This is a genomic window from Nocardia sp. NPDC004722 (genome assembly GCF_053601505.1).
The window spans coordinates 1-21,698 of the sequence record NZ_JBSGBY010000063.1 but is presented as its reverse complement, the minus strand read 5'-3'; the positions used below and the strand labels follow the sequence as shown (position 1 = coordinate 21,698).

Annotated in this window: 18 protein-coding genes and 2 pseudogenes; 6 read left to right on the top strand and 14 right to left on the bottom strand. The window is 66.2% G+C overall.

Features of this window, described 5'->3' with window-relative positions; all coding sequences use genetic code 11:
- Both ACWELQ_RS09830 and ACWELQ_RS09825 read right to left on the bottom strand, forming a co-directional pair.
- Positions 1 to 834, bottom strand: a pseudogene (locus tag ACWELQ_RS09830) (M18 family aminopeptidase); the annotation flags it as partial.
- 77 nt (positions 835 to 911) lie between these two features.
- The gene (locus ACWELQ_RS09825; protein ID WP_452396630.1) at positions 912 to 1,349 is read right to left on the bottom strand and encodes a MarR family winged helix-turn-helix transcriptional regulator; all 438 of its coding nucleotides are present in this window, start codon (positions 1,347 to 1,349) and stop codon (positions 912 to 914) included.
- Between the two features lie 47 nt (positions 1,350 to 1,396).
- Here ACWELQ_RS09825 and ACWELQ_RS09820 point away from each other — a divergent pair, with 47 nt between their 5' ends.
- Entirely contained in the window at positions 1,397 to 2,467 is a 1,071-nt protein-coding gene (locus ACWELQ_RS09820; protein WP_452396629.1) for a substrate-binding domain-containing protein, read from the top strand.
- On the opposite strand, the gene purQ is transcribed toward ACWELQ_RS09820, so the two are convergent.
- Positions 2,464 to 3,141 (bottom strand): phosphoribosylformylglycinamidine synthase subunit PurQ, encoded by a 678-nt coding sequence (gene purQ / locus ACWELQ_RS09815; RefSeq protein ID WP_452396628.1) that lies wholly within the window; start codon positions 3,139 to 3,141, stop codon positions 2,464 to 2,466. The two genes, ACWELQ_RS09820 and purQ, sit on opposite strands and share 4 nt — an antisense overlap.
- A complete protein-coding gene (purS, locus tag ACWELQ_RS09810; RefSeq protein ID WP_328601986.1) occupies positions 3,138 to 3,371 on the bottom strand; it encodes a phosphoribosylformylglycinamidine synthase subunit PurS in 234 nt (77 codons plus the stop codon). Before purS ends, purQ begins: the two co-directional genes overlap by 4 nt.
- A 184-nt stretch (positions 3,372 to 3,555) precedes the next feature.
- Here purS and ACWELQ_RS09805 point away from each other — a divergent pair, with 184 nt between their 5' ends.
- Positions 3,556 to 4,200, top strand: coding sequence for an MBL fold metallo-hydrolase (locus tag ACWELQ_RS09805; RefSeq protein WP_452396627.1), 645 nt, complete (start codon positions 3,556 to 3,558; stop codon positions 4,198 to 4,200).
- A gap of 14 nt (positions 4,201 to 4,214) precedes the next feature.
- On the opposite strand, the gene ACWELQ_RS09800 is transcribed toward ACWELQ_RS09805, so the two are convergent.
- From ACWELQ_RS09800 to ACWELQ_RS09775, 6 genes are all read right to left on the bottom strand, one after another.
- Complete coding sequence (locus ACWELQ_RS09800) at positions 4,215 to 4,808, bottom strand: hypothetical protein (protein WP_452396626.1); 594 nt, start codon at positions 4,806 to 4,808, stop codon at positions 4,215 to 4,217.
- Between the two features lie 31 nt (positions 4,809 to 4,839).
- A complete protein-coding gene (locus ACWELQ_RS09795) occupies positions 4,840 to 7,149 on the bottom strand; it encodes an MMPL family transporter (protein ID WP_452396625.1) in 2,310 nt (769 codons plus the stop codon).
- A 242-nt stretch (positions 7,150 to 7,391) separates the two neighbouring features.
- Entirely contained in the window at positions 7,392 to 8,774 is a 1,383-nt protein-coding gene (locus ACWELQ_RS09790) for a M20/M25/M40 family metallo-hydrolase (protein WP_452396624.1), read from the bottom strand.
- Between the two features lie 13 nt (positions 8,775 to 8,787).
- Complete coding sequence (locus tag ACWELQ_RS09785) at positions 8,788 to 9,252, bottom strand: hypothetical protein (RefSeq protein ID WP_452396623.1); 465 nt, start codon at positions 9,250 to 9,252, stop codon at positions 8,788 to 8,790.
- On the bottom strand, positions 9,249 to 10,673 hold the full coding sequence (locus ACWELQ_RS09780) for an APC family permease (RefSeq protein ID WP_452396622.1): 1,425 nt from the start codon (positions 10,671 to 10,673) through the stop codon (positions 9,249 to 9,251). Before ACWELQ_RS09780 ends, ACWELQ_RS09785 begins: the two co-directional genes overlap by 4 nt.
- A gap of 32 nt (positions 10,674 to 10,705) precedes the next feature.
- Positions 10,706 to 11,617, bottom strand: coding sequence for a glutaminase (locus ACWELQ_RS09775; protein ID WP_452396621.1), 912 nt, complete (start codon positions 11,615 to 11,617; stop codon positions 10,706 to 10,708).
- Positions 11,618 to 11,748: 131 nt separating this feature from the next.
- On the opposite strand from ACWELQ_RS09775, the gene ACWELQ_RS09770 reads away from it, so the two are divergent.
- Together ACWELQ_RS09770 and ACWELQ_RS09765 are read left to right on the top strand one after the other, a co-directional pair.
- On the top strand, positions 11,749 to 13,254 hold the full coding sequence (locus ACWELQ_RS09770; protein ID WP_452396620.1) for a glutamate decarboxylase: 1,506 nt from the start codon (positions 11,749 to 11,751) through the stop codon (positions 13,252 to 13,254).
- On the top strand, positions 13,251 to 14,816 hold the full coding sequence (locus tag ACWELQ_RS09765) for an amino acid permease (RefSeq protein ID WP_452396619.1): 1,566 nt from the start codon (positions 13,251 to 13,253) through the stop codon (positions 14,814 to 14,816). Before ACWELQ_RS09770 ends, ACWELQ_RS09765 begins: the two co-directional genes overlap by 4 nt.
- Before the next feature lie 8 nt (positions 14,817 to 14,824).
- Here ACWELQ_RS09765 and ACWELQ_RS09760 read toward each other — a convergent pair whose 3' ends face one another.
- The 3 genes from ACWELQ_RS09760 to ACWELQ_RS09750 form a co-directional block, all read right to left on the bottom strand.
- The gene (locus ACWELQ_RS09760) at positions 14,825 to 16,132 is read right to left on the bottom strand and encodes an anaerobic C4-dicarboxylate transporter family protein (RefSeq protein ID WP_452396618.1); all 1,308 of its coding nucleotides are present in this window, start codon (positions 16,130 to 16,132) and stop codon (positions 14,825 to 14,827) included.
- The gene (locus ACWELQ_RS09755; RefSeq protein WP_452396617.1) at positions 16,129 to 16,863 is read right to left on the bottom strand and encodes a Type 1 glutamine amidotransferase-like domain-containing protein; all 735 of its coding nucleotides are present in this window, start codon (positions 16,861 to 16,863) and stop codon (positions 16,129 to 16,131) included. Before ACWELQ_RS09755 ends, ACWELQ_RS09760 begins: the two co-directional genes overlap by 4 nt.
- A gap of 65 nt (positions 16,864 to 16,928) precedes the next feature.
- Positions 16,929 to 19,082, bottom strand: coding sequence for a S9 family peptidase (locus ACWELQ_RS09750; RefSeq protein WP_452396616.1), 2,154 nt, complete (start codon positions 19,080 to 19,082; stop codon positions 16,929 to 16,931).
- Between the two features lie 99 nt (positions 19,083 to 19,181).
- Between ACWELQ_RS09750 and ACWELQ_RS09745 the strand changes: the two are divergent.
- Together ACWELQ_RS09745 and ACWELQ_RS09740 are read left to right on the top strand one after the other, a co-directional pair.
- Positions 19,182 to 20,264: pseudogene (locus ACWELQ_RS09745) on the top strand (DUF2330 domain-containing protein).
- Between the two features lie 336 nt (positions 20,265 to 20,600).
- Positions 20,601 to 20,816, top strand: a complete 216-nt coding sequence (locus tag ACWELQ_RS09740; protein WP_452396615.1) for a DUF397 domain-containing protein — start codon at positions 20,601 to 20,603, stop codon at positions 20,814 to 20,816.
- Positions 20,817 to 20,891: 75 nt separating this feature from the next.
- Here ACWELQ_RS09740 and ACWELQ_RS09735 read toward each other — a convergent pair.
- On the bottom strand, positions 20,892 to 21,698 hold an 807-nt coding region (locus ACWELQ_RS09735), incomplete at its 5' end, for an alpha/beta hydrolase (protein ID WP_452396614.1).

Sequence of the window (21,698 nt, the reverse complement as noted above, 5' to 3'; positions counted from 1 at the left end):
GTCGGACTGGCTGCCGACCTCCTCGTGATCGAACATGGCCAGCACCGGCACCGCCGCACCGGGTTCGGCGACCGCGGCCAGGAAGGCGCGCAGTCCGGCGTAGCAGGTGCCCTGATTGTCGAGCCGGGGCGCGCTCACCAGATCCAGGTCGCGGCCGATCAGCTTGGACGGCACCAGATCATGGGTCATCAGCTCCCAGCCGAGAATGGCGTCGGGTTCGATGCCGCAGCGTTCGGCCAGGAAGGTCATGAACGAGCGCGGCTCGCCGCCGATCCCCCACACCGCGTTCACATGCCGCTGCGGATCCAGCTGCACCCCGCGCCGGTCCTCGGACAGGTGGATGGCCAGCTGCGGCACCCGCAGGATGGGCTCGTCGATGCGAATCAGCCGCTCCCGCACCACATTTCCGTCCCGCACCGACAACCGGCCGGAGATGCCGAGATCGCGGTCGAGCCAGGAGTTCAGCCAGGCCCCACCGTAGGGTTCCAGCCCGACCAGCTGCCAGCCCGCCGAAGCCAGATCCGGATGCTGCTTGACCCGCAGGTTGGGGCTGTCGGTGTGCGCTCCGACCACCCGGAACGGGGTGGACTGCCCGACCCGGAAGCCGGTGGGCGCGCCCGGTCCGCCGTCGGCCCAGGCCACCAGGGATCCGCCGCGCACCACGTAGTAGCGGCCCGCGCTGCTCGACGGCCAGGCGGCCGCCTCGGACAGCCGGGTGAAGCCGTGATCGTCGAGTTCCGCTGCGACAGTGCGGCAGACGTGGAAGGGGGACGGCGAGGCGTCGATGAATTCGCACAGTCCGGCGGCGGTCGCGGTCGTCTCGGCAACGGGCATGTGCTCGATCCTAAGCAACGGCGACTCAGATCAACTCTCGGACTCGCGTCTCAACTCCCGGACTCGCGTCCGCGCGGCTACTCCCGCACCGGCGCTTCGGCGACGCGGCCGAGCAGGCGGACCAGCTCCAGGTAATCGTCGCTTCCGAGACTGCGGCGCATTTCGGCCTCGGCCCGCACCTCCTCGGCGCGCACCTCCTCGACGAGTTCCTCACCGCGACGGCTGAGTCCGATGAGAATGCGACGGCGATCGTCGGCGGCGGCCACCCGGAAGATGAGGCCGCGCTCGGCGAGATGGTCGGCATGCCGGGTCGCCGAGGACGGCGGCAGCTGTGTACGACCCGCCAGCTCGCTCATGGTGATGCCGATGTCAGGGGACAGATTGGCCAGCATGCACCATTGATCCGCGGTGAGTCGGCGCGCACACAGAGCGGCGTCCAGGTGACGAAGCCAACTCCGCTCGGCCGCCCGGAGGGCTCCATGCAAGGTGGAAAATCCACCTAGAATTGTCGCCATATTTCCCGCCCGTCAGAAAACCGCTTGAACCAGGGGAAGGGTAACCGATGTCCCCGTTCGACGGGAATCCCGAGAACATCTTCGAGATCATCAACATAGTTCCCCAGCAAGGTCCCGGCGGAATCTTCGCCCCTTCCTGTGAGGCCGCCATTTCTTTGGCGTTGGCGGAAATCAACTCCGGTTCCGGAATTCTGGGAAGGGAATTGCGCGTCACCCACATTGACGGCGGCCGGGAACCGCACGTGGTGGCGGGAGAAGTATCGGCACTGCTGGCGACGGGCATGGTGGCCGCGGTGACCGGCTGGCACACCTCGGCGGTGCGGCGGGCGGTGGAGCGCGTGACGGCGGGCCGGGTGCCCTATCTCTTCGCCACCGACCACGAGGGCTCGAGCCCGGACGCACCCGACGGGCTGTTCATGATCGGCGCGGATCCGGGACATCAGATCCTGCCCGCGCTGGACTGGTTGCAGCGGTCCTTCGAGGCGCGGCGCTGGGCGATCATCGGCAACGACTACGTGTGGCCGCGCCGCACCGCGCAGGCGATCCGGGCCCGGCTGCTGGATCCGGAGCTGATCCCGCTGGAGATGTTCGTGCCCATGGGAACCCGCGATTTCCGGCGGTTTCTCGGGGATCCGCTCCTCGATCGGGCCGACGGCATCATCGTGCTGCTGGTCGGGGCCGATGTCGCGCGCTTCAACCTGCAATTCTCCCGGACCGGGAGATCCGATCAGCAGGTGCGGGTGAGCCCGGCGGTGGACGAGAACGTGCTGCTGGCCGCGGGCGGCGGGGCCAACCACAATCTGTTCGTGCCGTCCGGGTTCTTCGTCAACGGCCCGCACGATCGGGAGCGGCTGGACCGGTATCACAAGCTGCACGGCTGGTTCGCGCCGTCGCTCACGAATTTCAGCAATACCAGCTACGAGGCCATCCACACCCTGCGCGGCATGGCCGAGCTGGCCGGATCGATGGATGTGCGGCGCATCCAGCGGGCGGTCGCGGACCGTCCGGTCATCGAAACCCCGTGGGGCGAGGTCGGTTTCGAGGGCAATCAAGCGATCCGCCCGACCTGGATGGCCAGGGCGGGCGGCGTCGACTTCGAGATTCTGGACGGGATTTAGGCGGAGACCAAGCTGTCGAGAACCGACAGGAACAGGCCCAGGCCGTCGTCGCTCGGGCCGGTGAGCGGCTCGGTGGCGTGCTCGGGGTGCGGCATCAGGCCGACCACGCGGCGGTTCGCGGAGGTGATGCCCGCGATGTCGCGCTGGGAGCCGTTGGGGTTGCCGCCCGCGTAGCGGAAGACCACGCGGCCCTCGCCCTCGAGCTCGTCGAGCACCTCATCGGACGCCTGGAAGCGGCCCTCGGCGTTCTTGACCGGCACCAGGATCTGCGCGCCCTTCTCGTAGCGCGATGTCCAGGCGGTATCGGTCTGCTCGACGGTCAGCCACTGGTCGCGGCAGACGAAGTGCAGGCCCTCGTTGCGGGTCAGCGCGCCCGGCAGCAGGCCCGCCTCGCACAGGATCTGGAAACCGTTGCAGATGCCCAGGATCGGCATGCCGCCCTGGGCGGCCTTGATGACCTCGCCCATGACCGGGGCCATGGAGGCGATGGCGCCCGCGCGCAGGTAGTCGCCGTAGGAGAAGCCGCCGGGGACCACGACCGCGTCGACCTGCTTCAGATCGGCGTCGGCGTGCCACAGCGAAACCGGCTCGGATCCGGCCAGTTTCACCGCGCGGGCCGCATCGACATCATCGAGCGTGCCCGGGAAGGTGATGACACCGATGCGAGCGCTCACAGCCGGACGACCTTCCAGTCCTCGATCACGACGTTGGCCAGCAGCGATTCGGCGATCTTCTCCAGGTCGGCGTCGGTGACATTGTCATCGACATCGAGCTCGAATCGCTTGCCCTGCCGCACATCCGAGATGCCGGGATGTCCGAGACGCCCCAGCGCGCCGACAATGGCTTGTCCCTGCGGATCCAGGATCTCGGCCTTCGGCATCACCTCGACCACGACACGTGCCACGCGTTGCTCCTCAGCTGGTGGGGCGGGCCTGGCGACGAAAGCCAGGCTGGTTCGCTGCTCAGACTAGTTGCTGCGGCTACGCGCCCCGCCTTCGGGGCAAGCCGGTTGTGGCCCCCGACACAGCGGAACCTCCAAGCGCGGCCGGAGTCCGGCCGCTCCGGCTTGGACGGAGCTACGGTTAGACATGCGCATAGCCCATTTCGGACATTCCTGCATTCTCGTGGAGATGAACGGCATCCGGGTTCTCTTCGATCCGGGCACCTTTTCACACGGTTTCGAGGGCATCACCGGATTGGACGCCATCGCGGTCACCCATCAGCATCCCGACCACATCTGCCCGAATCGGATCCAGGCGCTGATCGACGCCAATCCGCAGGCCAGGCTGCTCTCGGATCCACAGACGGCGTTGCAGCGGGGCGAACCCTGGGAAGCCGTATATGCCGGAAATGTCCTAAAGGTCGGTGATGTCCAGATAACCGGCGGCGGTGGCCGGCACGCGGTCATTCATCCGGACATCCCGGTAATCGACAACACTGTTTTCCAACTCGGCACCCCGGAGGATCCCGCACAACTCGTGCACCCGGGCGATTCCCTGTGGGTGCCGCCCACTCCGGTGGGCGTACTCGCCATTCCGGCGGTCGCGCCCTGGATGCGGATCAGCGAGGCGGTCGATTACCTGCGGGCGGTCAATCCCCGCATCGCCTTCCCCATCCACTACGGCATCATCGTCCCCGAAGCACAGGGCATCTATTTCGGTCGCCTGAACGAAATGGGCCCCGCGAATACCGAATTCAAGATCATAGAACCCGAGGACCACGCCGAATTCTGATCATTCCGAGCGCCTCACAACCAGCCGAGGCTTCCGAAGAGGATCAGGGCGAGCGCGTCGATGCCCGCAATCGCGCCCACCGCAACGGCTTTCGCGCGCACGGTGGGCAGGTCGTGGACCCAGAAGCAGGCGACGAAGAACGGGACGTAGCCGATCAGCCAGATCAGGTACGGGAATCCGGCATGCCACCAGGACCAGTGCCAGGTGAGGACACCGGCCTTGTTGAGCAGCACCTCGACGCCGACCGCGGCCGCCGAGTTCGCCGCGATCAGGACCGGGCGGTTGGGTAGCCCAAAGATGCGGGTTTCCTTGGGCGGCAGCATCTTCGCGGCCGCCACGCCCATGACGGCGAACATGAAGCAGATCTCGATATTGAGGCCGATGAGGATCTGGTAGGCCGTGGGGCCGGTCGCGCCCCAGACCGGTGCGCGGCCGGTGGCGTGGAAGACCAGGGAGTTCCAGATCTCGTTGAACCAATCCATGCCCCACAGGGCGAGACCGGCGAAGAAGACGTTCCAGTTCCGGCGCTCCACCTCGGTCGCGTAGACGTAGATGACCAACAGCAGCAGGGGGATCACGTACCACTGGAAATGACTGCTGTCGCGCACGGTCAGAGTGTTTACAAATCAACACAGGATGTCAACGTGTAAGTACCTCTTCCTGTCCGGCCTCGGCCTCCCGGGCCTGGATCTCACGCAGGCGCGCACCCTCTACGTCGATATCGGGGACGATCCTGCTCAGCCACTCCGGAATCCACCAGGCCCACTTGCCCATGAGCACCAGCAGGGACGGGATGAGGATCATGCGAACCAGGAAGGCGTCGAAGAAGACACCCGCGGCGAGGGCGAAACCCATGGACTTGGCGCTGATGTCGGGCTCCATCATGAAGGAGCCGAAGACGAAGATCATGATCACCGCGGCGGAGGTCACCACGCGTGCGCCGTGGTGGTAGCCCTTGATCATGGCCTCCTTGGGCGGCTGCCCGTGGACGAACTCCTCGCGCATACGGGTCACCAGGAACACCTGGTAGTCCATGGCGAGGCCGAAGACCAAGCCGATCAACATGATCGGCATGAAGCTGATGATCGGACGCGGTTCGGAGATGATGCCGAGCTTGCCGTCCTGGAAGATCGCCACGGTCGCCCCGAAGGTGGCGGCCATGGACAGCAGGAAGCCCAGAGCGGCGGTCAAAGGCACCAGAATGGAACGGAATACGGCGATCAGCAGCAGGAAGGCCGCGCCCGCCACGAGAGCCAGATAGGGCACGATCTTGCCGAGCAGCACATGGTCGATATCGGCGTAAATAGCTGTGGTGCCGGTGATTCCGTACTCCATGCCGTAATCGGCGTTCAGCTTCGCCTCGGCGTCGCGGGCGTCGCGGACCAGGTCCTTGGTGCTCTGGTCGTTGGGCCCGGTCTTGGGCACGCCCTCGAACCGCGCGCCCTGACCATCCTGACTCATCACCGGATCGGTCACGTAGTTCATGTCCGAATACCCGGCGAGCTTGTCGTGCAAGGCGGTCAAGGCGGCCTGGCGCTGGTCGGGTGCGACGCCGGACAGATCGACCGCGATCTGCAGCACGCCATTGCTGCCCGCGCCGAACCCGTGGGTGCGCAGCTCGTACGCCTTACGCGCGGTGGAGGTCTTGGGCAGGCTGTCCTCGCCCGGCAGACCGAGTTGCAGATGGGCGGCGGGCGCGGCGATCAGACCGAGCACGATGATGCTCAGGATCAGCGTCAGCACGGGCATCCGGCCGATCACCCGGGCGACCCGCACACCATTGGTGACCTGGGTGTCGTCCTCGGGATCGCCCTGGGCGATGATCGGCAGCTTCGGCTTGAACAGGAAGCGCCCGAACGCGCCCAGCAGCGCGGGCATCAGCGTGAGCGCCACCAGCACCGCGAATCCGGCCGCCACCGCGCCGCCGAGACCCATGAAGGTCAGGAAGCGCACACCCACGACGCTCAGCCCCACCAGCGCGATGATGACGGTCATACCGGCGAACACCACGGCAGAGCCCGCGGTGCCCAGCGCCACGCCCGCAGCCTCGGCGGGCGAATCCTGTACCGACAGTTCGTGTTTGTAGCGGGAGACGATGAACAGCGCGTAGTCGATGGACAGCGCGATGCCGATCATGGACGCCAGGAAGGTGGTGAAGCTGGGCACGTCGAGGAAGGAGGTGCCCAGGAAGATGGTCGCGGTGGCCGCGCCGAGCCCGACGACGGCGGTGAGGATGGGAACGAAGGCGGCCACGATGGCACCGAAGCAGACGATCATCACGACGAAGGCGAAAGCCATGCCGACCAGCTCGGATTTGCCGCTGGGCTGCGTCTGCTCCATGGCCATGGTGCCGGACAGTGCCACGGTGAGCCCGGCGTTGCGGGCGTCGTCGGCCACGTCGTAGGCAGCCTTGCGGTCGTCGGCGGTGATCGCCCCGAAATCCTTGATGGCGAACGGCACAGCGAGCACTGCGACAGTGTCGGGCTCATCGGGATTGAGCACATTCAGCGGGGCATTGCTGCACCGGCTCGCGAAGTCCCGCGCGGTACGGTCGCCGCCGAGGCACCCCATCTGCTCGGCCGCGGCGATGGGATCGGTGAGCGGCTTGGCGTGGTCGACGATGCCGAGATCGTTGAGCTTTTGCACGAGACCGTCGAGGACCTTGCGGTTCTCGTCGGAAGTGAGCTTGGTGCCGCTCGGTGCGCCGATCACATAGACGGCGGTGACCGCGTCGGGCTTGTAGGCTTGCGACATCCCCGGAAAGTGTTTGTCGAGAATCTCGTTCGCCCGCTCCGACGGCAGGTTGGGGATGTCGAAGGAGTTGCTCATCGGCTTCTGTACGGCGAATCCCACGATGACGAGCACGATGAACAGCACCAGCCAGACGGGCAGCACGATCCATTTCCGCCGATACGCGAACCGTCCCCACCGATACAGATAGACGGACACGAGCGTCTCCTCACAGGTCGCCGGATCGTGCGGTCATCTATGCGCCATGTGCGAGTTTGCTATTCAATTGCGAAGGAATCAAGCAATGGCGGCTTGGGGGCCGCACCGCCGGGCAGGACGAGGCACCGCCCGGCGGCGCGAGCTGGAGGGACATGTCGAGATTCCGACGATCCGACCAGTTCATACTTCACTGTTTGCGGTGAATTAGCGGACAAATCGGGAAAAAGTATCCCCGACCTGCGTCAGCGGTAGGACGCGAGGAAAAGAGCCTCCGCGAGCGCCATGTTCTCGATCTCGGTGGGATCCACGCTCTCATTGGGCGCGTGGATCAGGCACTTGGGTTCCTCCACGCCCATGAGCATGATCTCCGCCTTCGGGTAGGTGTCGGCGAAGACATTGCACAGCGGGATGGACCCGCCCTGCCCCTCGGTGGTGGCGGGGCGGCCGTAGGCGGCCTCCATGGCCGCGGACATGGCATTGCGCGCCGGGCCGTCGGTGGAGCCGACGAACGGCGAACCGGTGGCCTCGGTCTCGACCGTCACCTTCGCGTGCCACGGGGCATGCGACTTCAGGTGCGCGGTCAGGGCTTTCAGCGCCTCGTCGGGCTTGGTGCCCGGCGGGATGCGCAGATTGAGCCGCGCCCGGGTCTTGGGCTGAATGGCCGCCGAGGAGCCGACCACGGGCGGCACATCCATGCCGAGCACGGTGAGAGCCGGCCGGGCCCACAGCATGTCGGCGGGCTTGCCGCTGCCCACCAGGTCGACGCCGTCGAGAACCCCCGCGTCCGAACGGAATTGGTCGACCGGGTACTCGTGACCCTCCCACACCTGATCGTTGCGCAGGCCGTCGACGGTGGTGTTGCCGTCGGCGTCACGCAGCGTGCCCAGCAGCTGGATCATGGCGGCCAGGGCGTCCGGGGCGGGACCGCCGAACATGCCGGAATGCATGGGGCCGGAGAGGGTTTCGACGGTGACGACCACGTTCACGTTGCCGCGCAGGGTCTGGGTGAAGGTGGGCACGCCGACCGCGAAATTGCCGCAGTCGCAGATGAGCAGGGTGTCGGCGCGCAGCAACTCCACATTGCCGGGCACGAACTCCTCGAGGCCGCCGGTCCCCTGCTCCTCCGAACCCTCCGACACCAGCACCAGCCCGACCGGGAAGTCGTCGCCGTAGACCTTGCGCAGCGCCCGCAGCGCGGTCAGGTGCATGACGATATTGCCCTTGCAGTCGGCCGCGCCGCGCCCGTACCAGCGGCCGTCCTTCTCGGTGAGCTGCCAGACCGGGGTCTTCCAGGCGGCGTCGTCGAGCGGCGGCTGCACGTCGTAGTGGCAGTACAGCATGACCGTCGGCTTACCGGCCGGGGTCTTGCTGCGCGCCACCACCGCATTGCTGCCGTCGGGCGTCTTGTGCAGACCCACGTCGGTGAGCCCCTCGGCCTGGAAGGCGTCGGCCACCCACTGCGCGGTCTTCTCGCACTCCTCGATCGGAAACTGCCGGGCGTCGTAGACGGATTTGAACGAAACCAGCTGCGCGAGATCGCTCTTCGCGCGCGGCATGAGTTCCTTGACGGCGGCGCGCAGCGCGGCCACCTTCGAATCCTCCCGCACCCCTGCGGTTGTGGTCATGAGGTCCTCCTGATCACTTGGCGGTATCGGGTTTCAGGGTGTCACCCTGCTTCAGGTGACCGGTAGTCTCCAGGTAGGCCGCCAGCTTGTCCGGACAGTAGGTCTCGATGGCCAGCGAGGTGGCGGTGAAGACATCGCGGTCGGCGATGACCGGCCGACTGCCTGGACCCGACGCACCATTGCTGATCGCGGCCTCGTAGCGGGCCTTGATCAGCGGACTGGCCGGGTCCGAGCAGACCAGCCCGCCGTCCTCGCCCAGTGAATCCGCGATGACCTGCGGCTCCGGCGAGTCGAAACCCGCTGCCACCAAACGCGATTGCAGCACCTGCGCCTTGCGCAACGCGTCATCGCTGTCGCTGTTGCGTTTGAAGATGATGACCCCCGCGACGGCCAGCGCCACCAGCACCACCGCCACCGAGATGTAGACCAGGCGGCGCTCCCGCTCGGGCGCGCCTTCGAAGTCGAGTCCGTCGCTCATGCCAGGGCCTCCTGCGGGACGTCGGATTTCCAGCCGGGCTTGCGGAACCTCAGGAACAGATACGGGATGAGCAGTCCGACCACGCCCATGCCCGCGCCGATGAGCAGCACGTAGCTCGCGGCATTGCCGTTGCCGTACTGCGAAGGCGGGACGAATCCGATCAGGAAGGCCGCGATCGAGGCGGCGGTACCCAGCCCGCACAGGGCGATCAGCGCCGGGGCCTTGTACCCGCGCGGATGGTCGGGCTGGTTGCGGCGCAGGCGAATAGCGGCCGTGAACATGAGCACGTACATGATCAGGTACACCTGCGTGGTGATCACCGACAGGATCCAGTACGCGCTGGACACGTCCGGGATGAACGCGTAGAGCAGGGCCAGCAGCGTGGTCACCACCCCCTGCGCCACCAGCATGTTCTGTTGCACGCCATGGCGATTGAGCCGGGTCAGGATGGGCGGCAGGTAGCCCTCGTTGCGCCCGATCAGGATCAGCCCCTTGGACGGCCCGGCCAGCCAGGTCAGCATGCCGCCCAGCGCCGCGGCCACCAGCATGATGCCCAGCACCGGGGTCAGGAAGTTGATGTGGAAGTGGGTGAAGAACCCGTCGAACGCCTGCATGACACCGGCGGTGAGGCTCAGGTTCTTCGACGGCACCACCCAGCTGATCACCACGGCCGGAATGATGAAGATGGCCAGCACCAGGCCGACCGCCAGCGCCATCGCCTTCGGGTACTCCTTGCCCGGATCCTTCAGCGAGGACACGTGCACGGCGTTCATCTCCATGCCCGCGTAGGACAGGAAGTTGTTGACGATGAGCACCAGGCTGGCCAAGCCCGTCCAGGCCGGGAACAGGTGCCCGGAGTCCATCGGCGCGGCGGACGGATTGCCCTGCGCGAGGAATACGAAGCCGAGGATCACCAGCAGCACGCCGGGAATGAGCGTCCCGATGATCAGCCCCATACTCGACAGTCCCGCAACGGTTTTGGTGCCCTGCGAGGAGACGTACACCGCCACCCAGTAGATGGTGATGATGACGATGGCCACGTAGGTGCCGTTGGCGGCCAGCGACGGGTTGATGATGTAGGCGAAGGTGCTGGCCACGTAGGCCAACAGGCTCGGGTAGTAGAAGATCGTCATGGCGAATTGGCACCACACCGCCAGGAACCCCATCGGCTGCGAAATGCCTTCGCCCACCCACTTGTAGACGCCACCCGTCCAGCCCGAGGCCAGCTCCGCGGCCACGAACGCGGTCGGCAGCAGAAACAGCAGCGCGGGCAGCAGGTAGAGGAAGACGCAGGCCAGGCCGTAGACCGCCATGGTCGGCGCGGCCCGCAGGCTGGCCACCGAACTGGTCGTCATGAGCGCCAACGTCACCCAGGACATGTATTTGGTGGCCGTGGCGGCCTTGGTCGCCGTGCTGGTCATCGCCGTCCTTTCGGTCAGAACACGGAGAGCGGTCAGAACATCGAGAACTTGCCCGCACGAACGAACGCCTCGAGCGCGAATCCGCCAGAGGCCGAGTTGCCCTTGGCGTCGAGCCCCGGCCCCCAGGCCGCCACCGAGCACTGGTCCGGCACCACGGCCAGCAGGCCGCCACCCACCCCCGACTTGGTGGGCAGGCCGATCCGATAGGCGTATTCGCCTGCGCCGTCATAGGTTCCGCACATGGTCATGAGCGCGGTGATGTGGCGGGCGTCCTCGCGGGCCAGCAGGCGACTGCCGTCGGCGCGCACCCCGTGCCGTGCGATGAGCAGTCCGGCCTTGGCCAGTTCGGCGCAGGTGATGCTGAACGAGCACTGCCGGAAGTAATGGTCGAGCGCGAGTTCCACGCTGTTGCGCATGTTTCCGAAGCTGGACATCAGATACGAGATGGCGCGATTGCGGTCGCCCGTGCGGAGTTCCGATTCGGCGATGACGCTGTCGACCTCGAGCGTCGAGTTCCCTGTCTCCGCCCTGAGTAGATCCCGCAACGCGCTCACGGCGTCGCCGGTATCGGCCAGCAGCTGATCGGCTACCACGATGGCCCCGGCATTGATGAAGGGATTGCGCGGGATCCCGTTCTCCAATTGCAATTCGATGAGGTCGTTGAAGGCCATGCCCGACGGCTCGCGCCGGACCCGCTTCCAGACGTCGGAATCCTTGCGGCCGAGCACCAGCGCCAGCGCGAAGGCCTTGGAAATGCTCTCGATGGCGAAGGGAACATCCACGTCACCGCCGGTGTAGAGCTGTCCTTCGACGGTCGCGATCGCGAATCCGAACTGATCGGGATCGACCTTCGCGAGACCGGGAATGTAATCGGCGACCGCACCTTCCCCAACGTGCGGCTTCGTTTCGGACATCACCTGCTCTATGACATGCTGATAGTCCATAAGGCTGAATAGTAACCGTTCAGCAACTATCTCTTGATTACGAAACGGTAGCTTGCAGAACCAGTTTCGATCATGGGTATCTGGCTACCATCACCTCGGCAAACCCCTGCCGTATTTCGATCGGAGGCCGCATGACCGCCTTGGAACCCGACGACGTCTTCGCGATGCCCGGCATCAAACGGGCCGCCCCGCACCGCGGCTTCCCCGACCGCGAGATCTTCCCGACCGTCGCCTACCAGATCATTCACGACGAACTGCTGCTCGACGGCGTCTCCCGGATGAACCTCGCGACCTTCTGCACCACCTGGGTCGACGACCAGGCGCGTCGGCTGATGAACGAATGCCTCGACAAGAACATCGTCGACAAGGACGAATACCCGCAGACCGCCGAGATCGAACAGCGCTGCGTGCACATGCTGGCCGACCTGTGGAACTCCCCCGACCCGCTGGGCACCCTCGGCACCTCCACCACCGGCTCCAGCGAGGCCGCCATGCTGGGCGGCCTGGCCGCGAAGTTCCGCTGGCGCAACAAGGGCGGCAAGGGCGTCCCGAATTTCGTCTGCGGCCCGGTCCAGGTGTGCTGGGAGAAGTTCGCGCGCTACTTCGATGTGGAGATCCGCCAGATTCCGTTGCGCGGCGAGCGCTACACCATGCATCCCGACGATGTGGCCGCCTACTGCGACGAGAACACCATCATGGTGGTGCCCACCTTCGGGCAGACCTTCACCGGGCTGTTCGAGGATGTGGAAGGCATCAGCAAGGCCCTCGACGAACTCCAGGAAAAGACCGGCCTCGATATTCCGATTCACGTCGACGGGGCCAGCGGCGCGTTCCTCGCACCCTTCTGCGCACCCGAAATCGGTTGGGATTTCCGGCTTCCGCGCGTGAAGTCGATCAACGCCTCCGGCCACAAGACCGGGCTCGCCCCGCTGGGTGCGGGCTGGGCGATCTGGCGCACCAAAGAGGATCTGCCCGAGGACCTCATCTTCAATGTCGACTACCTCGGCGGCAATATGCCGACGTTCAACCTGAACTTCTCGCGGCCCGGCGGGCAGGCCGTCACCCAGTACTACGAGTTCATCCGGCTGGGCCGACCCGGCTACCGCAATGTGCAGACCGCGATCTACGTCGCGAGCCAGCATCTGGCCAGGGGCATCGCCGAGACCGGGCGCTTCGAGATGATCCACGACGCCGATCCGAGCCGCGGCATCACCGCCGTGTCGTGGAAACTGGCCAAGGGCCAGGACTTCAACCTCTACGACCTGTCCGACCGGCTGCGCACCCGCGGCTGGCTCATCGCCGCCTACCCGCTGCCCGCCGACCGCGAGAACGAGACCATCATGCGCGCGGTGCTGCGCCACGGTTTCACCATCGACATGGCCGACCTGCTGCTCGCCGACCTGGACCGCAGCCTGAAGGTGCTGTGCAAGCACCCGATGAAGGTGCCGCTCACCCAGGAGGAGGCGGGCGGGTTCCCGCACAACGCGCACGCCGTGGTGCCGACACCCAAGGCGAAGCCGGTGCGCAAGGTGGCCGGGAAACCCGAAAGCAACGGCAAGGCAGCCACTTCCAAGGCCACGAAGGCGGTCACCGCCTCGAAGGGCAAGAGCGGTAAGTCCAAGGGCGGCAAGAAGTGACCGCGGCCGAGAGTTCGTCCGCCACTGGGACTTCCACCGACTCCCCGGCGAAAAGCGCTGTAGGACAGACGAAGTATCTCACCACCGTAGCTCTCGGCTTCACCACCGCGGCGGCCATCGTCACCAGCCTGCGCGGACTCCCGGCGATGTCCAAGGAAGAACTCACCATGTTCTTCTACATCGCCTTCTCGGTGGTGCTGTTCCTGATTCCGGCCGGGCTGGTCTCGGCCGAACTGGGCAGCGCCTTCGGCAAACAGGCCGGTGGCCTCTACGCCTGGATCAGCGGGGCGTTCGGCAAGCGCGTCGGTTTCTGGGCCATCTTCCTGTCCTGGCTGCAGGCCATGGTCTTCTACCCGACCGGCTTGAGCTTCGCGGCCGCGGGCGTGGCTTTCGCCATCGACAAACCGAATCTGGCACAGAACCACATCTACGTCGGCATCTTCTCGGTCATCGCGTACTGGCTGTGCACACTGGTGGCGCTGGTGGGAAATCAGTTCGCGGCCAAGGTGACCCAGGCCGGATTCGTGCTCGGCACCGCCATTCCCGGACTGGTCCTGCTCGGCCTTTTCGTGTGGTGGCTGATCGGCGGGCACTCGATCGGCTGGGAACACACCAGCGATCCCGCGGTGACGGTGGTCAAGGACGGACACGAAGGACCGCGCTTCATGCCCTATATCGCCGGGCTCTCCAGCCTGGCGTTCCTCGGGAACATCCTGGAGAACTTCACCGGCATCGAATCGCAGGCGGTGCACGCCACCGAACTGCGCAATCCCGCGCGCCAGTATCCGGCCGCCATCATGATCGCGGCGGTGACCGCGGCGGCCATCTTCACCCTGGGCGCGCTGTCGGTCGCGGGCATCCTGCCCTATGACCAGATCAATCTGAATTCCGGCGTATTCGACGCGCTCCGTGCGGGTTTCAGCACCTTGATGAATATCGGCTGGCCGGTGCTCATTCTGGCGGCCATGATCGCCTACGGTGCGCTCGCGGGCACGCTGGCCTGGATCACCGGCCCCAGTCGCGGTGTGCTGGCGACCGCGCACGACGGCATGCTGCCGCCGGTGCTGCAGAAGGTGAATTCCCGTGGGGTGCAGGTCAATATCCTCATCACCCAGGGACTGGCGGTCACGGTGCTGTGCCTGCCGTACTTCCTCATGGACGACGTGAGCAGCGCGTTCTTCCTGATCACGGCCATGGCGGTCGGCATCTACATCGTCATCTACCTGTTCATGTACGCGGCGGCCATCCGGTTGCGCTACACCCAGCCCGACCTGCCGCGCGCATTCAAGGTGCCGGGCGGGAACACCGGTATGTGGATCTTCGCCGGAATCGGTTTCCTCGCCATGGTTTTCGCACTGATCACCGCATTCGTGCCACCCTCACAGCTGCCGATCGGCAATTCGACGACCTACATCCTGCTGGTCGCCGGAGGCACCGTGTTCTTCTGCCTGATCCCGATCGTGGTCGAGAAGCTGAGCAAGCCCGGCTGGGCGGCTCCCGACGACGAGAAGGTCAAATCCCACGGTCCGAGCAGCGAGTTGCGGGAACGCCTGAAGCTCTAGGCGGCCCGTCAGCCGACCAGCGCGCCCAACGGCAGTCCGATTGCGATCGCCACCAGCATGAAAATGGTGTTGGGCAGCTGGAAGGAATGGTCCAGGACGAACCGGCCGATCCGGGTCGATCCGGTCTGATCCATGGCGACGGTGGCGATCTGGGAACCGTTGGCGGGCAGGATGTACATGCCCTGACAGGCGGGCCACATGCCGGTGATCACCTCCGGCGACAGGCCAAGGGCGACACCGATCGGCACGATCGCCTGCGTGGTGCTGGACTGGCTGGTGGTCAGCATGGCCACCACCGCCAGCGCCACCGCGAACAGCCACTTGTGGTCGCTCACCGCCTGACCCAGCCCGTGCTCGATCTGCTTCTGGTTCTCCGCCACGAAAGTATTCGCCAGCCAGGCCAGACCCAGCACCGCGACCGCACCCACGATGCCGGGACCGAAGATGGACTGCTTGGGCACCTGGGCCGGATCGGCCTTGCAGACCAGGAAGATCAGCACGGCCACCAGGCCCATCACCAACTCGATGGTGGTGACGACGCTGAGCCGGTCCCCGCCCACCACCGGCCGCAATCGGGAGAACAGGCCCATGGCCACCACCAGCAGCACGCCGCCGAGGAAGATGAGCGCCGAATTACGGGCGGCGGCAGGCAGTTTCGTGGTCAGATCGACCGGCTCGGGCGGGGTGATCTCCCCTGCGGCCAGTCGCCGCTGAAACTCGGGATCCTCGGTCAGTCCCTTGCCCACCCGGGTCTCCACGAGCGCCGCGACGAACAGTCCCGCGATGCACGCGGGCCAGGTCACCAGCAGGATCTTGCCGAGTGGGAAGCCGTGCGGCTCCAACAGCACCGCCAGCGACGCGGTCGCCGCCGAGACCGGGCTGGCCAGGATCCCGGCCTGCGAGGCCACGGCCGCCATCGCCAAAGGCCGTTCGGGGCGCAGCTTCTGGTTGTAGGAGACGCTGTAGATGACCGGCAGCAAGGCGTAGTAGATGAAACCGGTGCCCGCGCCGACGGTGAACAGGAACGACATGGCCGGGGCCAGGAACACCACCGCCTTGGGTCGGCTCATGATCACCCGGGTGGCTTGCCGGACCATCCAGTCCGTCCCGCCGACGGTCTGCATCACCGAGGCCGCCGTCACCACCGTCAGCACGATCAGAATGATGTCCACGGGCGGGTTGCCCGGCTTCACGTGGAAACCGAAGACCAGCACCAGCAGTCCGACCAGACCCCACGCGCCGATGCCGACGCCACCGGTACGCACGCCGAGCAGGATCGCCAGGATGACGACCGCGCCCTCGACCGCCATCATCATGTGCTCGGTCCCGTCATCGGCCCGCCCGCGCTCACCAGATGTCTTACCGGGATGGGGGTTTCGACCACCCGGTCCCCGTCGGCCGCCACCCGCCACGCCCGGCCGTGCACGTCCGAGCTCACCGCGTCGATCAGCTCGCCGCCGTGGAAGTGCAACGAGACCAGATTGTCGATGGCGTAACCCGGTGGTAGCTCACCCTTCTGGATGGCCCGATGATAGAGCGGCTGCCGCTGGTCCTCGGCGTCGTAGTGCGGGCAGCAGCTGCCCTCGAGCAGGCCGAGCCCCTCCGGCAGGACCTGCAATGTCGGCCCGTAGGAGTCGGTGGTGCCACCCTGGAACCAGCAGATCGCGCCCGCGCTGCCGCCGGTCATGACCGCGCCGTTCGCCCACGCCTCGCGCAGCAGCACGTCCACGCCCTGGCGTCGCCAGACATCCAGCATGTTCGCGGTATTGCCGCCGCCGACGTGGATCACGTCCATGCTCAGGATGTATTCACGCAGGTCGGTAATGCCCCGCGAGAAGAGACGGAGATGGAACGGCGCGCAGCGGTCGGCGTTGTAGGTCTCGTAGAAGCTGACCGTGTAGTCCGGACTGTCACCGGTGGCGGTGCCCAGGAACAGCACCCGCGGACGGGTCTTGCCGGTCAGGCCGAGGATGAAATCGTGCAGCGGATCGCCGCGCCGATCCATCATCGCCCGGCCCGCACCGGTGGCTACCACGTGACCGAGCATGAATCCGCCTCTCGCCGAGGGAGATCACCTGACTGTCGTTCACATGGTAGCCACGGTTTCGCTAGCTAGTTGTCACCGGCGCCCGCGGTGTCGATGATCCAGGCGAATTCGAAGGCCGCTTCCTTCCACTTCTCGTAGCGGCCGCTGACACCACCGTGACCCGCGCTCATCTCGGTCTTGAGCAGCAACTGGGCGTCACCGGTCTTGGTGGCGCGCAGCTTGGCCACCCACTTGGCCGGTTCCACGTACAGCACCCGGGTGTCGTTGAGACCGGTGATGGCCAGAATCGCCGGATAGTCCTTGGCCTCGACGTTCTCGTAAGGCGCGTAGGACTTCATGTAGTCGTAGACTTCCTTGTCCGCCAACGGATTACCCCACTCGTCCCATTCGGTGACGGTGAGTGGCAGACTCGGATCCAGGATCGAGGTCAGCGGGTCCACGAACGGGACATTGGTCAGGATGCCCGCGAAGAGTTCGGGAGCCATATTGGCCACCGCGCCCATCAACAGGCCGCCCGCGCTGCCGCCCTCGGCGACCATGCGATCGGGCGCGGTCACCCCGGCATCCACCAAATGCTGTGCGACAGCGACGAAATCGGTGAAGGTGTTCTTCTTCTCCAGCGTCTTGCCGTGCTCGTACCACAACCGGCCCAGCTCGCCGCCGCCGCGCACATGCGCGACCGCGAACACCATGCCGCGGTCCAGCATCGAGAGTCGGCCCACCGAGAAGTACGGGTCCATCGGAGCCTCGTAGGAGCCGTACCCGTAGAGCAGCAACGGCTTCGGACCGGCGATCGCGTCCTTGCGCATCACCAGCGAGATCGGCACCCGGGTTCCGTCCGGCGCGGTCGCCCAATCCCGTTGCTGCACATAGTCGCCGGGCTCGTAACCGCCGAGCACCGTCTGCTCCTTGCGCAGCAGCAGCTCGCCGGTCTCCGGCACATAATCGAAGATCTGGGTGGGCGTGATGTAGGACAGCAGCGCCACGCGCAGCAGCGGCTGCTCCCATTCCGCGTTCGCTCCCAGCATCGCGGAGTACAGCTCCAGATCGAACTCGATATCGCGCAGTTCGCCGTAGCCGTCGGCGGTCAACGGCCACACCGCGACTCGCGGCAGCGCCTCGCGGCGGTAGCTCAGCACCAGCTTGTCGGAGAAGGCGTCGATGTCCTCGAGCCGCACATCGTCGCGGTGCGCGATCAGCACGGTCATGTTCGACGGATCGTCCAGCGGGGCCTCGGCGAGCACGAAGTTGACCGCCTTGACGCCGTCCACCACATCGTTGTGCCGGATGAGCAGCCGGTCCTCGCCACCGATGACGGCATGCTCGGCGGAGTACTCGACGCCGTCGCGGCGCGGCATCAGCACCCGGAACTCGCCCTCGGGATTGTCGGCCTCGAGGATCCACTCCTCGCTGGTGATCTTCGAACTGGTGAAGATGACCAGGAACTTCTCCGAACGGGTGGAGCCGATGCCGACCGAGAAGCGCTCGTCCTCCTCATGGAAGATCAGCACGTCCTCGTCGGTGCCGGTGCCGAGGCGGTGCCGCCAGACCTTGTCGGCGCGCCACGCGTCGTCGAAGGTCTGATAGAAGACGTGGACGCCGTCCGGCGCCCAGTGCGCGCCCGCGACATTCGGGATCTCGTCGGCCAGCAGCTCACCGGTCGCCAGGTTCTTGAAGCGCAGCGTGTAGCGCTCGTCGCCGACGGTGTCGATCGCGTAGGCCAGCAGATCGCCCGCCCGGCTGACCGTCGAGACGCCCAGCGAGAAGAACTCGTGGCCCGCCGCCAGCTCGTTGGCGTCCAGCACGATCTCCTCGCCCGGGATCTCGACGCCCGGCGCCAAGGTCGGCGGCGTCCAATCCGACGGGTCCGAGATCGGGCAGCGGCACTGCACGCCGTACTGCTTGCCCTCGTAGGTCCGCATGAAGTACCAGTACTCGTGCATGCGGGTGGGCAGCGACAGGTCGGTCTCCTGAGTGCGGCCCTTGATCTCCTCGAAGATCTTCCCGCGCAGCCCGGCCAGCTTCGCGGTCTGCGCCTCGGTATAGGCGTTCTCCGCCTCGAGATACGCGATGACCTCGGGATCCTTCTTCTCCCGCAGCCATTCGTACTCGTCGATGAAGACGTCCCCGTGGTGCACGCGCTCCTTCGGCACCCGCTTGGCGATCGGCGCCACCACGTCGCCGCTTACTGAGGTCGCGCTCCCACTGTCCAAAGCCATGGGCACCACGTTAGTGGCGATCCGCCCGCACCGATCCCCGACCCGTCGGGTGGCGAAAACTCCCGCGCGCGGGGCGCTCGACAGGGCTAATCTGCGGGCATGCGGTTGCGCGGGGCAGCGCGCCTGCTGGCGGTCCTCGCGATCGTGGCGGGTGCGGGGGGAATCGGTGTGGCGACACCGGCTTACGCGTGCGCGTGCGGCGGCGCGGCCTGGCAGCCCGGAGACAACGGCCGGGTGGCGGACGAGACCGCGCTGGTGGCCTGGGACGGACAGCACGAGACCATCGACATGCGGCTCGGCTTCGAGAACGCCGGGCAGCGGGCCGCGCTGATCGTGCCGACCCCGGCCCCGGCCGCCGTGGCGCTGGGCAGCGCGAACACCTTCACCGAACTCGAGCGGCTCAGCGCGCCGAAGGTGGTCACCGAACGCAAGTGATTCGGCGACTTCAAGCTGAACTTCCTGGCGGTGGGAGGCGCCGACAAATCCGCCGCGCCGACGGGAGCCGCCGCTCCCGGCGCGCCCACGGTGCTCGACCGGGTGCAGCTGGGACCGGTGGAGGCCACCACCTTCACCGGCGGCGACCTCACCGGCATCCGGAAATGGCTGTCCGACAACGGCTACCAGATGCGCGACGAGGTGATCGCCACGCTGCAGCCGTATCTGGACGGCGGCTGGTCGTTCGTGGCCATGCGGCTCACCTCGAACACCGCCCTCAACGGCGCGCTGGATCCGGTGCGACTCACCTTCGACTCGGCGCGCCAGGTGTATCCGATGCGCATGTCCAGCGCGGCCACCCATGCCCAGACGGTCAAGCTCTACTCACTCGGCCCGCACCGCGTCCGCCGCGACGATCCCGACTCCACCGGCCAGCAATGGGATGTCCACTTCGCCGGGCGCGTCGATCCGGAGGACACGGATCTGAAGCGGTTGAGCGCGAACGGCGACAACTACCTCACCGCCATGACCTTCACCATCTGGTCGCCCCAGCAGATCACGTCCGATTTCACCTTCACCCCGTGGCCGACGGACGACGGCTACCAGGAACAGGACCGTCGGGTCGAGTATGTCCAATTCCTCGGCATTCCGGCGGGATTCGCGATCCTGCTCGCGGTCGTACTGCTCGCCCCGGCACTGGGCGTCGCCCTCATCGTCGTCCGACTCGTCCGTTGGGTCCGTGCCTGAACCTCACCGGAGACGGCGGCGAGGCTGAACGGTTTGGCGCTGCTCGTAGAGGTAGAAGACGGCGGCTTTGCGTCGAGCACACTGGTCGGTCGGACAGCTCTGGTGGACTCGCAGAATACTGTGGGCCAGTTGCACCGTGAACCGTTCCGGGACCGTCGCACAGCTGTCGTGGATCGGGGCGGCCCGCTGTGGGGACCATGGCGTACGCACCATGCACCTCCTTCCGCTGACAGAAGATGGAATATCCGATCCGAACCCCTCACAAACCCTGGCATGATGAGTTGCGATCTACATCACCGACCAGTACTCGCTGGTGCCGCACAGGGGAGGCCGACAGTGGAATCGAAAAATCGCGTCATCGATGCCGACGCGGTGTGGCGACGCGGCGACGACAATGCCGACGGCGTCGAAATCGCCTTTCTGACCAGTGGAAACATCGGGCTGCGGGACTCCCGCAATCCCGACGGGCCGGTCCTCATCTTCACCCCCGGCGAATGGGAAGCCTTCGTCGCCGGGGCCAAGGACGGCGAATTCAACCGGCCCGGAGCCTGATATAGGTGCGCCCGGCTCGAACCGAGCCGGGCGCACCGAAATTCGTCTAGCAGTCTTGGCATTTCGCCTTGGTAATCAAGCCCCGAGCGCACCGCCGATGGTCGGCCAGGACTCGTGCAACGTGTCCTGCCAGTACGACCACGAATGCGTGCCCACCGGCGAATGCTCCACGCGCGCCGGGATATTCATCGACCGCAACCGCTGCTCGAACGCGGTGACGCAGGCGTCCACCCCGAATTCGATGGGCCCGCCGAAGAAGATGTTCTCCGGCAGCTGCGGTTTGATCTCCAGTTCGTGCGGGCCGGGAATGCCGGTGCCGGTGGACAGGAAGATGGTCTTGCCGCGCAGCGCCTCGGTCAGCACCGCCGGATTGTGCGCCTGCCACGCGGGATCCGCCGGGCCGCCCCACATGTTGAACGGGTTGCCGCCGCGATTGGCGATCGAGAAGGCCATCGCGCCCTGGGCGATCGTGGTGTCCGGGCAGGCGCTGTAGCCCGCCACCGCGCGATACAGCTCCGGATGCCGCACCGCCAGCACGAAAGCGGCGATGCCGCCCATCGACAGGCCACCGATGGCGTTCACCCCGTTACCGGCGAAATAGTCGTCGATGATGGGCGGAAGTTCTTGTGTCAGAAAGGTTTCCCACTTGTAGCGACCGAAGCGCGGATCGTCGGCCGCCCAGTCGGTGTAGTAGCTGGCCTGGCCACCCATGGGCAGCACCACGTTCACGTTCTTGCCCTGGAAGAAGGGCTCCGCGTCGGTGGCATTGGTCCAGGTGCTCTGGGTCGCACCGGGATCGAGACCGTCGAGCAGGTAGTAGCTGGGGCGGTCGCCGCCGCCGGCCGGATGTAGGACCTGGACCTGAATCGTGCGGCCCATGGC

Bases quoted from the DNA above. Each gene is read 5' to 3' on its own strand.
- ACWELQ_RS09825 (WP_452396630.1), bottom strand. From the start codon at position 1,349: ATGGCGACAATTCTAGGTGGATTTTCCACCTTGCATGGAGCCCTCCGG.
- ACWELQ_RS09820 (WP_452396629.1), top strand. From the start codon at position 1,397: ATGTCCCCGTTCGACGGGAATCCCGAGAACATCTTCGAGATCATCAAC.
- ACWELQ_RS09780 (WP_452396622.1), bottom strand. From the start codon at position 10,673: ATGACCAGCACGGCGACCAAGGCCGCCACGGCCACCAAATACATGTCC.
- ACWELQ_RS09785 (WP_452396623.1), bottom strand. From the start codon at position 9,252: ATGAGCGACGGACTCGACTTCGAAGGCGCGCCCGAGCGGGAGCGCCGC.
- ACWELQ_RS09755 (WP_452396617.1), bottom strand. From the start codon at position 16,863: ATGCTCGGTCACGTGGTAGCCACCGGTGCGGGCCGGGCGATGATGGAT.
- ACWELQ_RS09805 (WP_452396627.1), top strand. From the start codon at position 3,556: ATGCGCATAGCCCATTTCGGACATTCCTGCATTCTCGTGGAGATGAAC.
- ACWELQ_RS09790 (WP_452396624.1), bottom strand. From the start codon at position 8,774: ATGACCACAACCGCAGGGGTGCGGGAGGATTCGAAGGTGGCCGCGCTG.
- ACWELQ_RS09770 (WP_452396620.1), top strand. From the start codon at position 11,749: ATGACCGCCTTGGAACCCGACGACGTCTTCGCGATGCCCGGCATCAAA.
- ACWELQ_RS09750 (WP_452396616.1), bottom strand. From the start codon at position 19,082: ATGGCTTTGGACAGTGGGAGCGCGACCTCAGTAAGCGGCGACGTGGTG.
- ACWELQ_RS09760 (WP_452396618.1), bottom strand. From the start codon at position 16,132: ATGATGATGGCGGTCGAGGGCGCGGTCGTCATCCTGGCGATCCTGCTC.
- ACWELQ_RS09775 (WP_452396621.1), bottom strand. From the start codon at position 11,617: ATGGACTATCAGCATGTCATAGAGCAGGTGATGTCCGAAACGAAGCCG.